Source organism: Ruegeria sp. CH11 (assembly GCF_056537105.1).
The window spans coordinates 64,943-79,930 of sequence record NZ_JBQFQX010000001.1 but is presented as its reverse complement, the minus strand read 5'-3'; the positions used below and the strand labels follow the sequence as shown (position 1 = coordinate 79,930).

Annotated in this window: 17 protein-coding genes; 13 read left to right on the top strand and 4 right to left on the bottom strand. The window is 58.7% G+C overall.

Annotation, left to right across the window (positions count from 1 at the left end; translation table 11 throughout):
• Positions 1-26 precede the first annotated feature (26 nt).
• The 11 genes from ACR0LX_RS00440 to ACR0LX_RS00390 all read left to right on the top strand — a co-directional run bounded on the left by ACR0LX_RS00440 (position 27) and on the right by ACR0LX_RS00390 (position 11,136).
• A complete protein-coding gene (locus ACR0LX_RS00440) occupies positions 27-1,091 on the top strand; it encodes a Hint domain-containing protein (protein WP_480782127.1) in 1,065 nt (354 codons plus the stop codon).
• A gap of 203 nt (positions 1,092-1,294) precedes the next feature.
• Complete coding sequence (gene alr / locus ACR0LX_RS00435; protein WP_480782126.1) at positions 1,295-2,329, top strand: alanine racemase; 1,035 nt, start codon at positions 1,295-1,297, stop codon at positions 2,327-2,329.
• Complete coding sequence (locus ACR0LX_RS00430; RefSeq protein ID WP_480782125.1) at positions 2,326-3,108, top strand: MlaE family ABC transporter permease; 783 nt, start codon at positions 2,326-2,328, stop codon at positions 3,106-3,108. Before alr ends, ACR0LX_RS00430 begins: the two co-directional genes overlap by 4 nt.
• Complete coding sequence (locus ACR0LX_RS00425; RefSeq protein WP_480782124.1) at positions 3,105-3,851, top strand: ABC transporter ATP-binding protein; 747 nt, start codon at positions 3,105-3,107, stop codon at positions 3,849-3,851. Before ACR0LX_RS00430 ends, ACR0LX_RS00425 begins: the two co-directional genes overlap by 4 nt.
• A gap of 447 nt (positions 3,852-4,298) precedes the next feature.
• The gene (locus ACR0LX_RS00420) at positions 4,299-4,751 is read left to right on the top strand and encodes a paraquat-inducible protein A (RefSeq protein ID WP_480570203.1); all 453 of its coding nucleotides are present in this window, start codon (positions 4,299-4,301) and stop codon (positions 4,749-4,751) included.
• 152 nt (positions 4,752-4,903) lie between these two features.
• Complete coding sequence (locus ACR0LX_RS00415) at positions 4,904-5,683, top strand: DNA repair protein (RefSeq protein WP_480782123.1); 780 nt, start codon at positions 4,904-4,906, stop codon at positions 5,681-5,683.
• Between the two features lie 120 nt (positions 5,684-5,803).
• Entirely contained in the window at positions 5,804-7,168 is a 1,365-nt protein-coding gene (radA, locus tag ACR0LX_RS00410; protein ID WP_480782122.1) for a DNA repair protein RadA, read from the top strand.
• A 39-nt stretch (positions 7,169-7,207) separates the two neighbouring features.
• Positions 7,208-7,822 carry a CvpA family protein gene (locus ACR0LX_RS00405; protein ID WP_480782121.1) on the top strand — a complete coding sequence of 205 codons (615 nt, stop codon included), beginning with the start codon at positions 7,208-7,210 and terminating at the stop codon, positions 7,820-7,822.
• A 608-nt stretch (positions 7,823-8,430) separates the two neighbouring features.
• Positions 8,431-9,951, top strand: a complete 1,521-nt coding sequence (gene purF, locus ACR0LX_RS00400; protein WP_480782120.1) for an amidophosphoribosyltransferase — start codon at positions 8,431-8,433, stop codon at positions 9,949-9,951.
• A 249-nt stretch (positions 9,952-10,200) separates the two neighbouring features.
• Entirely contained in the window at positions 10,201-10,449 is a 249-nt protein-coding gene (locus tag ACR0LX_RS00395; RefSeq protein WP_480782119.1) for a hypothetical protein, read from the top strand.
• Between the two features lie 42 nt (positions 10,450-10,491).
• Entirely contained in the window at positions 10,492-11,136 is a 645-nt protein-coding gene (locus tag ACR0LX_RS00390) for an SDR family NAD(P)-dependent oxidoreductase (RefSeq protein WP_480782118.1), read from the top strand.
• Positions 11,137-11,197: 61 nt separating this feature from the next.
• Here the strand turns inward: ACR0LX_RS00390 and ACR0LX_RS00385 are convergent, their stop codons facing one another.
• From ACR0LX_RS00385 to ACR0LX_RS00370, 4 genes are all read right to left on the bottom strand, one after another.
• The gene (locus ACR0LX_RS00385) at positions 11,198-12,040 is read right to left on the bottom strand and encodes an ATP-binding protein (protein ID WP_480782117.1); all 843 of its coding nucleotides are present in this window, start codon (positions 12,038-12,040) and stop codon (positions 11,198-11,200) included.
• Between the two features lie 113 nt (positions 12,041-12,153).
• Positions 12,154-13,032 carry a twin-arginine translocase subunit TatC gene (gene tatC / locus ACR0LX_RS00380; RefSeq protein ID WP_480782116.1) on the bottom strand — a complete coding sequence of 293 codons (879 nt, stop codon included), beginning with the start codon at positions 13,030-13,032 and terminating at the stop codon, positions 12,154-12,156.
• The gene (gene tatB / locus ACR0LX_RS00375) at positions 13,029-13,487 is read right to left on the bottom strand and encodes a Sec-independent protein translocase protein TatB (protein ID WP_480782115.1); all 459 of its coding nucleotides are present in this window, start codon (positions 13,485-13,487) and stop codon (positions 13,029-13,031) included. Before tatB ends, tatC begins: the two co-directional genes overlap by 4 nt.
• 6 nt (positions 13,488-13,493) lie before the next feature.
• Positions 13,494-13,709: a twin-arginine translocase TatA/TatE family subunit gene (locus tag ACR0LX_RS00370; RefSeq protein ID WP_170328918.1), complete on the bottom strand. Its 216-nt coding sequence runs from the start codon at positions 13,707-13,709 to the stop codon at positions 13,494-13,496.
• 219 nt (positions 13,710-13,928) lie between these two features.
• Between ACR0LX_RS00370 and ACR0LX_RS00365 the strand changes: the two genes are divergently transcribed.
• Together ACR0LX_RS00365 and ACR0LX_RS00360 are read left to right on the top strand one after the other, a co-directional pair.
• Complete coding sequence (locus tag ACR0LX_RS00365; RefSeq protein WP_480570233.1) at positions 13,929-14,234, top strand: hypothetical protein; 306 nt, start codon at positions 13,929-13,931, stop codon at positions 14,232-14,234.
• 21 nt (positions 14,235-14,255) lie between these two features.
• Positions 14,256-14,927 carry a helix-turn-helix transcriptional regulator gene (locus tag ACR0LX_RS00360; RefSeq protein WP_480782626.1) on the top strand — a complete coding sequence of 224 codons (672 nt, stop codon included), beginning with the start codon at positions 14,256-14,258 and terminating at the stop codon, positions 14,925-14,927.
• Positions 14,928-14,988 lie beyond the last annotated feature (61 nt).

Sequence of the window (14,988 nt, the reverse complement as noted above, 5' to 3'; positions counted from 1 at the left end):
CTGATTTTTGTCGAGGCGACCAGCACGTGCCAGCCATTATTTCGGAAATCAGATATCGCAACGGGCCTGGGTTCAGCCCAGACGACGACTATATCGAGATCCGAGTTCCAACCGGCACCGACGTCTCGGACCTGACGGTCGACGTCTACAACCCGAACGGAACCGTGCGCAGCTCGACCGATGTCAGCGACGGCACGATGACGACGGTTGGCAACTTCGACTATTACGTCGTGAATGCGCGGATCAACCGGTTTGGGGCCATATCGCTATCTGACGATGGAACTGTTTTGAGCTTTGTGTCATTCGACGCTGAAGTCACCGCGACCGAGGGTCCTGCGGATGGCACGACCTCGACGCAGGTGGGTACCAATGGCGACGACTCGACATCATCGCTCAGCTCAACGGACGGGGTGAATTTTGTCGTCGATCCGGACCCAAGCCCCGGTGCCCCCTGTTTCGCTTCGGGCACCCATATCCAGACAATCAATGGTCCCGTGCCCGTTGAAGAGCTGAAACCGGATGACCAGGTTGTGTCGGCAGATGACACCGTTCACATTCTGCGACTACGCCTGTCCCGTGCGGTTCGTCTGTCCGAATTGATACGGCTGCCGCAACTGCGCCCCGTTCGCATCGTGGCCGGGGCCTTTGGGCAAGGATTGCCGCGTCGGGACCTGCTGGTATCGCGCCAACACCGGATGCAATCCGACTCGCCCATTGCGAAACGCATGTTTGGCACACGTAATGTGTTGATCTCTGCGATCCGATTGACCGACTTGCCGGGTGTGTTTGTAGACTCGGACGTCACGCAGGTTACCTATCACCACCTTATCTTTGACCAGCATGTGATCCTACTGGCCGAAGGAGCACCCAGTGAAAGCCTGTTCACCGGCCCGCAGGCGCTTGCCTCGATGCCTGCCGAAGCGCGTGCGGAGCTTAAGCTGCTGTTTCCGGATATCGCGGAAACGCTGACTCAGGTTCCAGCTTGCTACATTCCCGATGGGCGTCGGCAAAAGAAACTGATCTCGCGTCATGTCGACAATAACAAACCCTTGTTGGGACACGGGCCCGACCGGCATCGGCCGAATGCCTGACACGGATCAACGATGGTCGCAACAGTGCGGCATTGGAGGCAGCAGGTTCACAATCTGATTGTTGAAGTTACTCCGTCCTTCCAGCGCGCGGCACCTTGATACGTTTGGCTGTTTTGCCACAACTCGGCAAATGCGCGCCCGAATGCAGGGGAATTCGCCGCGTACCCTCTTGACCTCAGTCACCCCAATGTCATGAACGGGCCATGAGTACTGCACATCTGACCATCAACCTACACGCCCTGACGCAGAACTGGCGTGCGCTGGATGCAAAAACGAATGTTGAAACCGGTGCCGTGGTCAAGGCTGACGGCTATGGTCTGGGGGCGGGACCCGTTGCAGGCGCGCTGGCCGAAGAAGGTGTGCAGAAGTTCTTTGTCGCCGTAGCCGAAGAAGGCGTCGCCGTGCGTGAGGCCGTCGGCCCAGAACCGCTGGTGGCTGTGTTCTCTGGTCACATGGAAGGTGACCGTGACCTGCTGCGCGACCACGACCTGACGCCTCTGATCAATTCGCCTCAGCAATATAAGCGCCACCGTGACGCCCTGCCCGATCACGCGTTCGGCATCCAGTTGGACAGCGGCATGAACCGTCTGGGGCTCGAGCCCGCCGACTGGGTCGCGTTGCGATCCGAGGCGCTGGCCAAAGACCCGGTTGTCGTGATGTCACATCTGGCCTGCGCGGATGAGCCTGACCACCCGATGAATCGTCAGCAATTGCAGTGCTTTAAGGATATGACCGACGGAGTATCAGCGCCCAGATCTCTGGCAGCTACCGGCGGCACGTTGTTGGGCCCCGAATTTCACTTTGACTTCTGCCGACCCGGTATTGGCCTCTACGGTGGAATGCCCTTTGCAGGGGCGAAGCCGGTCGTCACCGTCGATCTACCGGTCATACAGGTACGATCGGTCGAAGTTGGTGAGACCGTGGGCTACGGCAACAGCTGGACCGCGCGCCGCCCGTCGCGCATAGCAACCGTGGCCGCAGGCTATGCCGATGGGCTGCATCGCGCCATTGGCGGCGGCATCGATACCTTTGCTGGTGATCAACCCTGCCCGGTGGTAGGACGTATCTCGATGGACCTGATCACCGTGGATGTTACCGATTTGCCCTATGACCCCGACCGACTGCGCATCCTGAACGGCCATCAGACCGTTGACGATCTGGCCGAAGCTGCCGGAACCATCGGCTATGAAATCCTGACCTCGATGGGCCGGCGGTTTTCGCGGGGATATGTGGAATGAGCCCTGTCGCGCTGCCCGGCGGATTGGGACGGGCAATCCTGAACATGTTGGCGACCTTTGGCCGCGTCGCGCTGTTTGCGGTGGACGCGATCTCGCATATCGTCCGCCCGCCCTTTTACCCGCGCGAGTTTCTGATTGCACTGCTGAACGTCGGCTGGCTGTCGCTGCCCGTCGTCGGCCTGACCGCCATTTTCACCGGCGGCGCGTTGGCGCTGCAAATCTACGCGGGCGGCGCACGTTTCAACGCCGAGGCCGTGGTACCCCAGATCGTCGCCATCGGCATGGTGCGAGAGCTTGGCCCGGTACTGGTCGGCCTGATGATTGCCGCGCGGGTGACCTCGTCCATCGCGGCCGAGATTGCCACGATGAAAGTGACCGAGCAGATCGATGCGCTGGTCACACTGTCGACCCACCCGATGAAATACCTGACCGCCCCGCGCGTTCTGGCAGCGCTGATAACCGTGCCGCTGCTGGTCGCGGTCGGGGACGTCATCGGCATTGCGGGCGGCTATACGGTTGCCACGCAGAACCTGGGCTTCAATCCGGCAGCCTATCTCAAGAACACCGTGAATTTCCTTGAGGCACGCGACATCGTCTCATCCTTGGTCAAAGGCGCGGCCTTTGGCCTGATCGCGGCCATTATGGGCTGCTATTACGGGATGAACTCGGGCCGGGGCGCGCAGGGTGTGGGCCGTGCCACCAAATCCTCGGTCGAGTCCGCCGCCATCCTGATCCTCGCCGCCAATTTCGTTCTGACAGGGGTGTTCTTCTCGCTATGATCCGGATGGAGAATGTACACAAAGCCTTTGACGACAATCATGTTCTGCAGGGGATGAACCTTGAGATTCCCAAGGGCACGTCGATGGTCATCATCGGCGGCTCGGGCACCGGCAAATCTGTGGCGCTGAAATGCATCCTCGGCCTGATCAAACCCGATAGCGGCATGATCTATGTTGACGGCAAAGACGCAACCAAAGGCGACCGGGATGCCTTTCTGGCCCGCTTTGGCATGCTGTTTCAGGGGGCCGCCCTGTTTGACTCGCTGCCGGTCTGGCAAAACGTGTCGTTCCGCCTGTTGCGCGGCCCGCTGAAACGCCCCGCCGAATACGCCCGCGAGATCGCCATCGAAAAACTGCGCCGCGTAGGCCTGAAATCCAACGTCGCCGACCGTTACCCGTCGGAACTGTCTGGCGGTATGCAGAAACGTGTCGGCCTGGCCCGCGCCATCGCCGCCGAGCCCGAGATCATCTTCTTTGATGAGCCCACCACGGGTCTGGACCCGATCATGTCCGGCGTCATCAACGACCTGATCCGCGAGATCGTAACCGAGATGGGCGCCACCGCGATGACCATCACCCACGACATGAGCTCCGTCCGCGCAATCGCCGACAACGTCGCGATGCTGCATGACGGCGTGATCCAGTGGACCGGACCGGTGGCGCAGATGGACAGCTCGGGTGATCCTTATGTGGAGCAGTTCATCAGCGGGAGTGCTGAGGGGCCGATTGAGGCGGTGCGGTGATCGAGCGGGTCGCTTCGCTTATTGCCTTTTTCGGTTGGCCTTTGTGTTGGATATTTGCGATTTACGTTGCGGTTCGCAGCTATTCCCGATTCAAAGTGCTTTCAATGTTCATCATTATAGTTGTGTTAGATCTGTTATCAATTTTGTGGGTACAGATCAGCTTGACGGATTTGTTGACCTTAGTGTTCTCAAGCTGGATCCAAGTCAGCATTTTTCAAGCAAATTTGTGGGCAATCGAAAACATATTTGTTTTTATTTCAGTCTCCTCGCTTGTTATCTTTCAAAGCCGAAATTTAGGGCTAAATTGGCTCTCTAAGTCTTTGGGAATACTATTTGTCTTGATGGGCCCGCTCATTACATGGTTTTACGTGATGGTGCGCTTTCACTGACCCCTTAGATCTTTAGGTTTGGGCAATGAGCTTAGTTATCTTCATCTGACTGGATCTAATGACCCTCCGCATCGCCACCCTTTCCCTCCTGATCCTCTACCCCATCGCGTGGTTCGCCCCGCTGATGCGAGCGGGTCTCCTCCCGATCTTCGGGCTATCAGAGATCAGCGTCATCACCGGGCTCCAGTCGCTGTGGAAATCCGACATCTTCCTTGCCCTGGTCGTCACCGTCTTTGCCCTGTTCGCGCCCTACGTCAAAACGATCGGCACCGCGCTGGTTCAGTGGAACATGCTGGACCCCCGCGTTCAGCCAGCGCTCAACATTATGGGCAAACTGGCGATGGCCGACATTTTCCTGATCGCGCTCTACATTACTTTGGCCAAGGGTATCTCATACGCCACCATTGAAACGGCGTGGGGATTGTACCTGTTCACGGGCTGCATTCTGGTCTCGATCGCGCTGGGTTACATTACGGAAATGACATCCAGTTCACGAAATTCTCAGACCTAATTGATTGAAATCATTAATCTGAGTATCATCTTTAGTATTCGAGCAGCAAAGTTTTTTGTAACGCACCGGTCCCTGGCGGATCACAATGACTGTTTGATGTGTTCCTCCGCTTCGGCCCGGCCTGTACCGGTTTTTGAAGGAGATGCACGTCTATGTCCGGCCTCCATACTCTTACATTGCAATTTCAGAATGCCTTTATTCGACTGACTTTTTTCCTGATTTGTGCGGCAGCTTTTCTGGCCGTCACTGCAACCATGCTTTCCGCGCTCGGCGTCCTGCCTTGGCTTTCCATGCAGGCGGGTTTTGGGGCCGAAACGCTTGATGCAGGAATGTACGTCCAGATCGGGCTCACCTGCCTGATTCTGATGCTCGCATTCTACCTTCCCGCAAATGCACGGATGATGGCGTTGGAAAACAACCATCGCAAATTCGCCCTGAACATGCGCGATATTGTCGATGCCTATCAGGTCGCCCATGCTGCTGATCGCAGCGGTGCGTTTTCCCTGGGCTCGGAATTCGACGCCGTGAAGGAACGCATGGCCTTTCTGCGCGACCATCCCGATCTTCAGTCACTCGAGCCGCAGATCCTGGAGCTCGCCGCCCAGATGAGCCAGGTCAGTCAGGAACTGGCCGATACCTACGGCGATACCAAAGTCGCGCGGGCGCGGATGTTCCTGCAACAGCGTCAAGAAGAGATTGAGCAGTTCCAGCATCGGATCGAGGATGCCCAAACGATCCAGCACGAGCTACGCCAGTGGACGCGCGATATCGAGATCGAGGAATCCATCGCCAAATCGCAACTCAGACGCCTGCGCGATGAACTATTCGAACTGTTGCCGGAACTGTCCGCCCAATTGCAAGCCCCCTCGGATGACAAGGATCCAAGCGTATCCAGCGTCATCGCCATGTCGCCTCCGCGCGCCGCAGAGTAGGCGCATCCGCGCCCGTCGGGGGCGATGGCCCGCAGGGCCTGAGCGCACGACGCCCCTCCGGCGGAGATGAAAGCCCACAAGGGCTTGAAGAACCGCCCATCCTCGGGCACGAATTGCGCCATGGCTAAGACAACCGCATTCACCTGCTCCGCCTGTGGCGCATCACACTCACGTTGGTCCGGGCGCTGCGACGCCTGTGGCGAATGGAACACGATCACGCAGGAAACGCCTCTTTCGGCTGGCCCCGCAAAGAAATCCCTCGGTGGCAAACGCGGCCAGTCCATCGCACTCACGGACCTCGCCACCGAGGAGACTCCGCCCCCCCGCACCCTCTGCGGGGTCGAGGAACTCGACCGGGTGCTGGGCGGTGGTCTGGTCCCCGCTTCGGCGCTGTTGGTGGGCGGCGACCCAGGCATCGGCAAATCCACCCTGCTGCTGCAAGCCGCGGCACGGTTCGCGCGAGAGGGTGTCAAAACCATCTACGTGTCTGGCGAGGAAGCCAGCGCGCAGGTCCGAATGCGCGCGCGCCGTCTGGGGCTTGAGGACTCGCCGGTCCAATTGGCAGCCGAGACCAACCTGCGCGACATTCTCACCACCCTTGAGGCCGAGAAACCCGGCCTGGCCATCATCGACTCGATCCAGACCATGTGGGCCGACAATGTGGACAGCGCTCCCGGGTCGGTCAGCCAGGTGCGTGCCGCTGCGCATGAGTTGACGACCTTTGCCAAGCGCCATGGCGTGTCGATCATCATGGTCGGCCACGTCACCAAGGAAGGCCAGATCGCAGGCCCCCGCGTGGTCGAACATATGGTCGACACAGTGCTATATTTCGAAGGCGAGCGCGGCCACCAGTTCCGCATCCTGCGCGCGGTCAAGAACCGCTTTGGCCCCGCAGATGAGATCGGCGTGTTCGAGATGACGGGCAAGGGGCTGGCCCAAGTCACCAACCCTTCGGCCCTGTTCCTGTCCGAACGCGGCACGCCCAGCCCCGGATCGGCGGTTTTTGCCGGTATCGAAGGCACCCGCCCTGTTTTGGTGGAGTTGCAGGCATTGGTTGCCCCCTCGCCCCATTCGCAGGCCCGCCGCACCGTTGTGGGCTGGGACAGCGGGCGTCTGGCGATGATCCTCGCGGTGCTTGAGGCACGCTGTGGCATTCCCTTTGCAGGTCTCGATGTCTATCTGAATGTCGCTGGGGGCCTGAAAATCAGTGAACCTGCCGCTGATCTGGCAGTGGCCGCCGCGCTGCTCAGCGCCCGCGAAGACACCGCCCTGCCCGCAGATACGGTCGTTTTCGGAGAAATCTCGCTATCCGGGGCACTTAGACCCGCCTCACAGACCGAAAACAGGTTGAAAGAAGCGCAAAAACTTGGTTTCACGGCGGCAATTGCTCCGGCGGGTGGCAAAACCGGCACTGTGGCAGGTCTGACACTCACCCGACCCTCTGATTTGGTTGGGTTTGTTGGCGAAACCTTCGGAGCAGGTTAAAGTCGCGCCTTGAGGGGCAGAAAAGAACAGGCGAGGGCCATGGAAGGTTTTACAATAATTGACGGGGTCGTTGCCCTGATCGTCGTGGTGTCGGGCATTCTTGCCTACTCTCGTGGGTTCCTACGCGAAGTCCTTGCCATCGCCGGCTGGGTTGCAGCTGCGGTTCTGGCGTTCATTTTCGCACCGCAAGTGGTTCCTCTGGTCAAGGAGATTCCAGTCGTTGGGGATTTCTTGCGTGACAGCTGCGAACTATCGGTCATCACTGGCTTTGCGGCGGTGTTTGCGGTCGCACTGATCGTGGTCAGCATTTTCACCCCGCTCTTTTCCTCGCTTGTGCAACGGTCCGCTCTGGGCGGGCTCGATCAGGCACTGGGCTTTTTCTTTGGCATCGCGCGCGGCATCCTTCTGGTCGCCATCGCGTTCTTTGTCTACGACACCGTGATGACCGGCCAGTCCTACACGATCGTTGACGAAAGCCGGTCGGCCAAGGTGTTCGAACAGTTCAGCGACCGGATCGAAGAGCAGAACCCAGAAGAAGCACTGGGCTGGGTGACCACACAGTACGAAGAGCTGGTCGCAAGCTGCACCGCAGACAGCGCGGCCGATGCCGAGACACCGCAAGCGGACAGCACCGAAGGCACCGCAAGCGAATAACCGGCGGTTTAATCATTAGATTGCCAGAGAATGCCCGGCCTGCGCCGGGCTTTTTTCTTAGACGAACCCCTCGCCGCCGCAGACTGCGCAACGGATCGTCTTGAGACCGAAACAGCCGTCGCAACGCGCCCTGTTTGGGTTGCCTTGTATATCCCGACCCTTGATTACTTCGCCGGTACCTTTGCAAATCTCGCAGGGTGCGCGACCCATCCCCCGGCATCTATGGCACCGTCGCTTGACTGGCTCGTCCTTCTTCGGTCCTGGCTTGTTTTGCCACATCTGTTGTTCCCCACCCCGGATTTCCGGCCATTGATGTGCGACCATCGCTGGGTCATGACAGCACATGCCCTGTGCTTTGTCACCTACAGCAAAGGATTGTTGCCAAATTCGCAACGTGACTGCGGCAAAAGGTGAATGTGATCCTTTGATGACAAGGGCTGCGTAAGGCAGTATGTGAGGGCCGGAACAGCCACGGAATCGGAGCGTGTGAACCTTGCCCGTACCCAAGTATGTCATTTGCGGTTGCTCAAGCGACACACGGCAAGCTCGTCGATCCCGATTGCTGAATCAAATCAGAACATCATCGTCATAGAAATTGGAGCCCGTACATGTGTGGGATTTTGGGAATCGCAAGCCGGACGCATGATGTGTTTGCGGAAATCTATGACGGGCTGCTGATGCTGCAGCACCGGGGTCAGGACGCCTCGGGCATCGTCACATATTCGGGTGAGTTCTTTCGCGAAAAGAAAGCCAACGGGCTGGTCAAGGACGTGTTTAACGCCAATGACGCCGAGACGCTGCTGGGCAAGGTCGGGATCGGTCACGTGCGCTATCCGACAGCCGGTTCGTTGAGCGCGTCCGAGGCGCAACCATTCTTCGTGAATGCGCCGTATGGCATCTATCTGGTCCATAACGGCAACATCACAAACACCGAAGAGCAGCGTGAGAAAGTCACGGCAAAATACAGCCGCCACCTGCGCACAACTTCGGATTCCGAGGTGCTGCTGAATGTATTGGCCGACAAGGTTGCAGATGCCATCAAGGTCAACGGCAACGTCGATCCAATCCGCAATCTGTTTGCCGGCGTGAAGATGACGATGGAGCGTGTGCAGGGCGCCTATTCGGTGATCTGTTTGGTCGCCGGTGTCGGCATGCTGGCCTTCCGCGACCCGCATGGCATCCGCCCCCTTTCGGTCGCCAAACGCGAAGCTCCGGGTGATGGCGACGATTATGCATTTGCCTCCGAGGATGTGGCATTCGGCATCAACGGTTTCGAAAAGCTGCGCGACCTGCGCCCTGGTGAGGCGATCCTGATCGACCTCGACGGGAACATGCACGAGTTCCAGGCGGTCGAAGGCAAGCTGACACCCTGCATTTTCGAGTATGTCTATCTGGCCCGCCCGGATTCGCTGTTGGATGGCGTGTCTGTCTACAAAACTCAGATGCGTATGGGGCAAACGCTGGCAAAGCAAATTCAGGACTCGGGCCTGCAGATCGACCGGATCATCCCCGTCCCCGATAGCGCCCGCCCCGTTGCGCTTGAGGCCGCCAAGATCACCGGCATTCCCTATCGCGAGGGGCTGGTAAAGAACCGCTATGTTGGGCGCACATTCATCATGCCCGGACAGGCCGAACGACAGAAATCGGTGCGCCGCAAGCTGAACGCAGTTCCGCTGGAGTTCGACGGGCATAATGTGCTTTTGATCGACGACTCGATCGTGCGTGGCAACACGATCAAGAAGATTGTGCAGATGTGCCGCGAAGCTGGTGCCAAGAAAGTCTATATCGCCAGCGCGTCACCGCCTGTGAAATACCCCAATGTCTATGGCATCGACATGCCCACCCGGCATGAATTGATCGCAAATGGCAAAGAGATCGAGGAAATTCGCGAAGAACTGGGGGCAGACGCTCTGTTCTATCAAAATCTCGACGATCTGATCTGGGCCGCCAAAGAGGGCAATCCGGATATCGAAGCCTTTGACTGCTCGTGCTTTGACGGCAATTACGTCACCGGGTTGGAAGAGGAATATCTGGACAGTCTGGAGAACAGCAGCCGGGTCAGCAAGAAACGCGAAGACATGCAGGTTGTGGGTGGATCGTGGAACGCCGCCAAACTGGCGTCGGGGTAACGCGAATCGGTCGCTGATCAGCGGCAGCTGAGAGACAAAAGTTGACGCCAAGGCAATTGAGTGAGGCGGTGAAATTCCGCCGACGTATGGGATAAGAACCCGCCGCAATTGCAAGGACTTCGCCCCGTGCATAGCCAGCGTCACGATTCCGCGTCGCTTGGGGGCTTTTCCTCACTGACGCTGTTTGATAGCCCGCGCGCCTGACACCACTCAGCTTAAGGGGTCGGGGCCATGCCCTGACCGCAATCCATGTCAAACACCGCTGTCAAAAGCGCGGCCACGCAGAAGGGCGCGCTTAAGAAAAACACTGTCTCGGTCCTTGGGGTATTTGGCCCCAAATCTGAAATGCGCGCCTTAGTGCGCCTGGCCTCGGGCCGGGTAAAAGAGGTCAGACTCGGCAGTCGCGTTGCCTCTGGCAAGGTCATGGCAATTGATGAACACGGCGTCATGCTGCAACAAAGCGGGCAGACACGACGGATTGCAATTCCCGGAAGTTGATCCGGGCTTGACGCCCTTCGTTCTGGCGTTCAAACCGCGCCTATGACCGATCAGACCAAAATCGCGCTCATCACAGGCGCTTCTCGTGGGTTGGGGGCTGCGCTGGCAGAGGCCCTGTCGCCCGAGTATCACATCGTTGCCGTCGCGCGTACCACTGGTGGACTGGAAGAACTGGACGACCGCATCCAGGCCAAAGGTGGCTCTGCCACATTGGCCCCGATGGACATCACGGACCCTGACGCCATGGCGACCCTGTGCAGGGGCATTCACGACCGCTGGGGCAAGGTCGATCTGTGGCTCCACACCGCGGTCCACACCTCTGCCCTGACGCCTGCACATTTTGTGGATCCCAAGGAATGGACCAAGGCTGTGAGTACCAACGCTACGGCCACCTCGGTTCTGATTCCATATGTCGCCCCGTTGCTGGGCGAAACCGGCCATGCGGTGTTCTTTGACGACCCCAAAGCAGGCGAGAAGTTCTATGGCATCTATGGCGCGACCAAAGCGGCACAGATGGCACTGGCACGCAGCTGGGCGGTCGAGACCGAACGAACCGGTCCGCGTGTATCGATTGTGGAACCGGCACCGATGCCGACGGCAGTACGCGCACGCTTTCACCCCGGCGAGGATCGTGACCCGCTGACCAGCCCAGCAGATGAAGCCGCTCGTATTCTGGCTATGCTATAGGAATGGCCCCTCGGGTCATGCCTCTGGTGGCGGAAATTTTTGGCGAGATGACGCGGCCGGATCAAGCGATATGAACGCCGTTGCGCCCGGCCAGATCGACAAAGAACTGCCAGGCCACACGGCCTGAACGCGCTCCGCGTGTGGCCTGCCATTCGATCGCTTCGGCCCGCAGAGTCTCTGCGTCAACTGAGACGCCGTAGGCCGTGCAATAACGGTCGATCATCGCCAGGTATTCATCCTGATCGCAGGGATGGAAGCCGAGCCAAAGGCCGAACCGATCCGATAGCGAGACCTTTTCCTCGACCGCCTCGGACGGGTTGATGGCGCTTGAACGTTCGTTCTCGATCATATCCCTTGGCATCAGGTGACGACGGTTCGAGGTGGCGTAGAAGACGACGTTCTCGGGACGGCCTTCGATACCACCGTCCAGCACAGCCTTGAGCGATTTGTAGTGTTGGTCATCGTGACTAAAGGACAGGTCATCGCAGAACAGAATGAACCGATGCGAGGACGCGCGCAGGTGATTCAGCAAGCGCGCGACCGAGCCCATATCCTCGCGTTGAAGCTCGACCAGCTTCAGGTCCGGGTGTTCGCTTTGCAGCGTTCCGTGAACCGCTTTGACAAGGCTGGATTTCCCCATCCCGCGCGCACCCCACAGCAACGCATTGTTGGCCTTGTACCCAGCGGCAAATCGGCGCGTATTGTCCAGCAGCGTATCGCGAGAGCGATTGATGCCGACCAACAGGTCCAAATCGACGCGGTTGACTTGAACGACCGGTTCCAGCCTGTCCGGTTCCACGTGCCAGACAAAGGCCGGGGCCGCGTTGAAGTCGGGCGCAGCCAAAGGTGCCGGGGCCATGCGTTCCAAAGCATCTGCGATACGGTTTAGGGCTTGGTCGTCCATCGGCTCCTCCGGTCGGTTTCGGGGGTTCAAACCACGTTACGGTTGGCGCAACAAGAGCCTTCAGTAAAAAAGGCGCGCCATTACTGGCGCGCTAATTGCGATGCGTCGAAAGGTTATTTCTGGTCTTCTTCCTGCATCATTTCCGCATCGGCCTCGGCCTCATCATCATCGTAGTAGCCGTCAGCACGCAGCTGTTCTTCGCGCTTTTTCTCGACACGGGCGACAAGGAAGATCGACACTTCGTAGAGTCCGTAGACGACCGTGAAGAGAATGATCTGGGTGATCACGTCCGGTGGCGTGACCACGGCGGCCAGCACCAGAATGCCGATCACGGCATATTTTCGAACTTCACCCAGCCCCTGCGCGCTCACCAACCCGGCTTTGCCCATCAGCGTCAGCAAAACTGGCAACTGGAAACACAAGCCAAAGGCCACGATGAACTTGATCGTCAGGTTCAAATACTCTTGCGCCGAACCTTGGAAAACGACGCTCAACGGTGCAGCTTGAGCCCCTTCGGAAACAGGCTCGCCTTCTGCCCCAAACTGTTGGAAACCCAAGAAAAAGTCATATGCAAGCGGCGTTACAACATAAAAGGCAAAGCTTGCCCCCAACAGGAACATAAATGGCGAGGCCAACATGAAGGGCAGAAACGCGTTCTTTTCCGAACGATACAGACCCGGCGCAACAAAGCGCCACATCTGCATCCCGATATAGGGAAAGGCCAAAATGAACCCACCCAGCAGCGAGACTTTGATCGCGACAAAGAACCCTTCCTGCGGCGAGATGAAGATTAGTCCACAATCCTGTCCGCGCTCGGTCAGAACCTCGCACAACGGCTGCGTCAGAAAGTTGAAGATCGGCGTAGCGACCGTAAAGCAGATGATCATCCCGATGAGGAAGGCCACAACGGAATGAATCAACCGCGTCCGCAGTTCTGCCAGATGCTCGATCAATGGGGCCGAGCTGTCCTCGATCTCGTCCGTTTTACTCATGACTTGCTTTCGGTGTTCAGCGCGGCTTCGGCCTCTTCAGCCTTGGCAAGCGCGTCAGCGGCTTCCTTGGCTTTGCGCTCGGCTGCCGAGCGCGCAGCGGTTGCCTGGATCTTCTTCGCTTGCTCAGCGCGTTCAGCGGCGAGTTTGCCGGTTTCGCTTTCCGGGTCGAACTTCGTTGGGTCCAAAGATTTGGCCACATCCCGCGCCGCCTCGTTGACGCTGTCCATGGCGCTACCGACCGGGTTCGCCGCAGCGTTCAGGCCCTTTTTTATCTCGTTCACGCCCGCCTGATCCGCAGCCTCGTTCATGGCGCTGCTGAATTCGCGCGCCATGCCGCGCGCCTTGCCGACAAAGCGACCGACATTGCGGAACAACACCGGCAGATCCTTGGGCCCCACGACGATCAGGGCCACGATGCCGATGACCAATAGTTCGGTCCAGCCCAGATCAAACATCTGCGCTTAGACCTTGTCTTTGTCAGTCTCGGGCGTGACATCCTTGGCCACTTCGGCGGCGTCTTGCTCCAGCTCGTCAGCGCCTTCCTTGACGCCGCGTTTGAACGACGTGATGCCCTTGCCCACTTCACCCATCAGCGAACTGATCTTGCCGCGACCAAACAGCACCAGCACCACAACGGCGATCAGTAACAGACCGGGAAGGCCGATATTGTTAAGCATGTCTTGTCTCCTTCTACGTCGGCGCAGCGCGCCGGGAATATGATCTGGCCCTGTGTCTACGCCCGGACGCGCATCAACAAAAGCGCGGCAGGTCCTTTCACCACTCAAATTTGAGCAAATCGCGCATTTTCTGCGGGCTGGTTTTTCTCAACTGACAGGTTTATGTCAGTTGCAGGGGCGTAAAAGCTGGGCATCGAAACCTGGTCAACGGAGACTCACATGACCCAAGTCGCAGAATTTGTCACTTTCGCCCTCGCAGACGGCACCACGGCCGAAGACTTCGTCAAGCTTAGCCAAGCGTCCGAAGCGTTTGTTCGTGCCGCGCCCGGCTTTGTTCATCGTCACCTCAGTCAGGGCGATGATGGGTGCTGGACGGATTGTGTGGTCTGGCAAGATATGGATGCCGCTCAGAATGCGGCAGCCAAGTTCCCCCAGCAGGAGTTTGCTCCCGCGTTGATGGCGGCCATCAAACCCGGCAGCGAAAAGATGCGCCACGAGAATGTACTATGGAACATGACCACATAACCAATGTCAGAACAGACCGTCATGCGCCGCACTGACCGTCTGTTCGACATCATACAGATCCTGCGCGACGGTAAACTGCACCGGGCGCAGGACATCGCGGACCGGCTCGAAGTGTCGGTCCGCACGATCTATCGCGACATGGACACCTTGGTCGCCTCGGGTGTCCCCGTCGAAGGGGAACGCGGTGTCGGCTATATGGTGCGCGACCAGATAACGCTGCCGCCATTGAACCTGACACCGGCTGAATTGGAGGCGCTGAACCTCGGCATGGCAATCGTGGCCGAGGCCGCCGACCCCGATCTCAAGGCTGCGGCAGAGTCGTTGGCAAACAAGGTTGATGCGGTGCTACCGACACAGGTCATCGCCGAGGCCGATACCTGGAAATTTGCCGTCTACCCCTTTGCGGATGCCGCCCGCGGACTGGCGCATATGGCCCCGATCCGCTCGGCGATCAAATCCCGCCAGAAACTGCGTCTGTCCTACCGCCGTATCGACGGCGTGATGACCGAACGCACTATTCGCCCGTTGCATATGGAATACTGGGGCCGGGTTTGGACCCTGACCGCGTGGTGCGAGTTGCGCGATGGTTTCCGTGTCTTCCGCATCGATCTGATCGAAGCGGTGTCCGCCCTGCCCGAGCTTTTTGCTGATGAACCCGGAAAACGCCTGAGCGATTACGATCCGCACGCGTGATCCGACCTTCATCTGGCCAAAAATATCCCCGCAGGTGGCATGGCCCGATGCGGGCCATTCG

What these genes read in the sequence shown, in the direction of transcription:
- tatB (WP_480782115.1), bottom strand. Translation starts at nt 13,487, where the DNA reads ATGTTTGATCTGGGCTGGACCGAACTATTGGTCATCGGCATCGTGGCC.
- ACR0LX_RS00390 (WP_480782118.1), top strand. Translation starts at nt 10,492, where the DNA reads ATGACCGATCAGACCAAAATCGCGCTCATCACAGGCGCTTCTCGTGGG.
- alr (WP_480782126.1), top strand. Translation starts at nt 1,295, where the DNA reads ATGAGTACTGCACATCTGACCATCAACCTACACGCCCTGACGCAGAAC.
- ACR0LX_RS00405 (WP_480782121.1), top strand. Translation starts at nt 7,208, where the DNA reads ATGGAAGGTTTTACAATAATTGACGGGGTCGTTGCCCTGATCGTCGTG.
- ACR0LX_RS00420 (WP_480570203.1), top strand. Translation starts at nt 4,299, where the DNA reads ATGACCCTCCGCATCGCCACCCTTTCCCTCCTGATCCTCTACCCCATC.
- ACR0LX_RS00395 (WP_480782119.1), top strand. Translation starts at nt 10,201, where the DNA reads ATGTCAAACACCGCTGTCAAAAGCGCGGCCACGCAGAAGGGCGCGCTT.
- ACR0LX_RS00415 (WP_480782123.1), top strand. Translation starts at nt 4,904, where the DNA reads ATGTCCGGCCTCCATACTCTTACATTGCAATTTCAGAATGCCTTTATT.
- ACR0LX_RS00430 (WP_480782125.1), top strand. Translation starts at nt 2,326, where the DNA reads ATGAGCCCTGTCGCGCTGCCCGGCGGATTGGGACGGGCAATCCTGAAC.
- purF (WP_480782120.1), top strand. Translation starts at nt 8,431, where the DNA reads ATGTGTGGGATTTTGGGAATCGCAAGCCGGACGCATGATGTGTTTGCG.
- tatC (WP_480782116.1), bottom strand. Translation starts at nt 13,032, where the DNA reads ATGAGTAAAACGGACGAGATCGAGGACAGCTCGGCCCCATTGATCGAG.
- ACR0LX_RS00360 (WP_480782626.1), top strand. Translation starts at nt 14,256, where the DNA reads ATGCGCCGCACTGACCGTCTGTTCGACATCATACAGATCCTGCGCGAC.
- ACR0LX_RS00365 (WP_480570233.1), top strand. Translation starts at nt 13,929, where the DNA reads ATGACCCAAGTCGCAGAATTTGTCACTTTCGCCCTCGCAGACGGCACC.
- radA (WP_480782122.1), top strand. Translation starts at nt 5,804, where the DNA reads ATGGCTAAGACAACCGCATTCACCTGCTCCGCCTGTGGCGCATCACAC.
- ACR0LX_RS00385 (WP_480782117.1), bottom strand. Translation starts at nt 12,040, where the DNA reads ATGGACGACCAAGCCCTAAACCGTATCGCAGATGCTTTGGAACGCATG.
- ACR0LX_RS00370 (WP_170328918.1), bottom strand. Translation starts at nt 13,709, where the DNA reads ATGCTTAACAATATCGGCCTTCCCGGTCTGTTACTGATCGCCGTTGTG.
- ACR0LX_RS00425 (WP_480782124.1), top strand. Translation starts at nt 3,105, where the DNA reads ATGATCCGGATGGAGAATGTACACAAAGCCTTTGACGACAATCATGTT.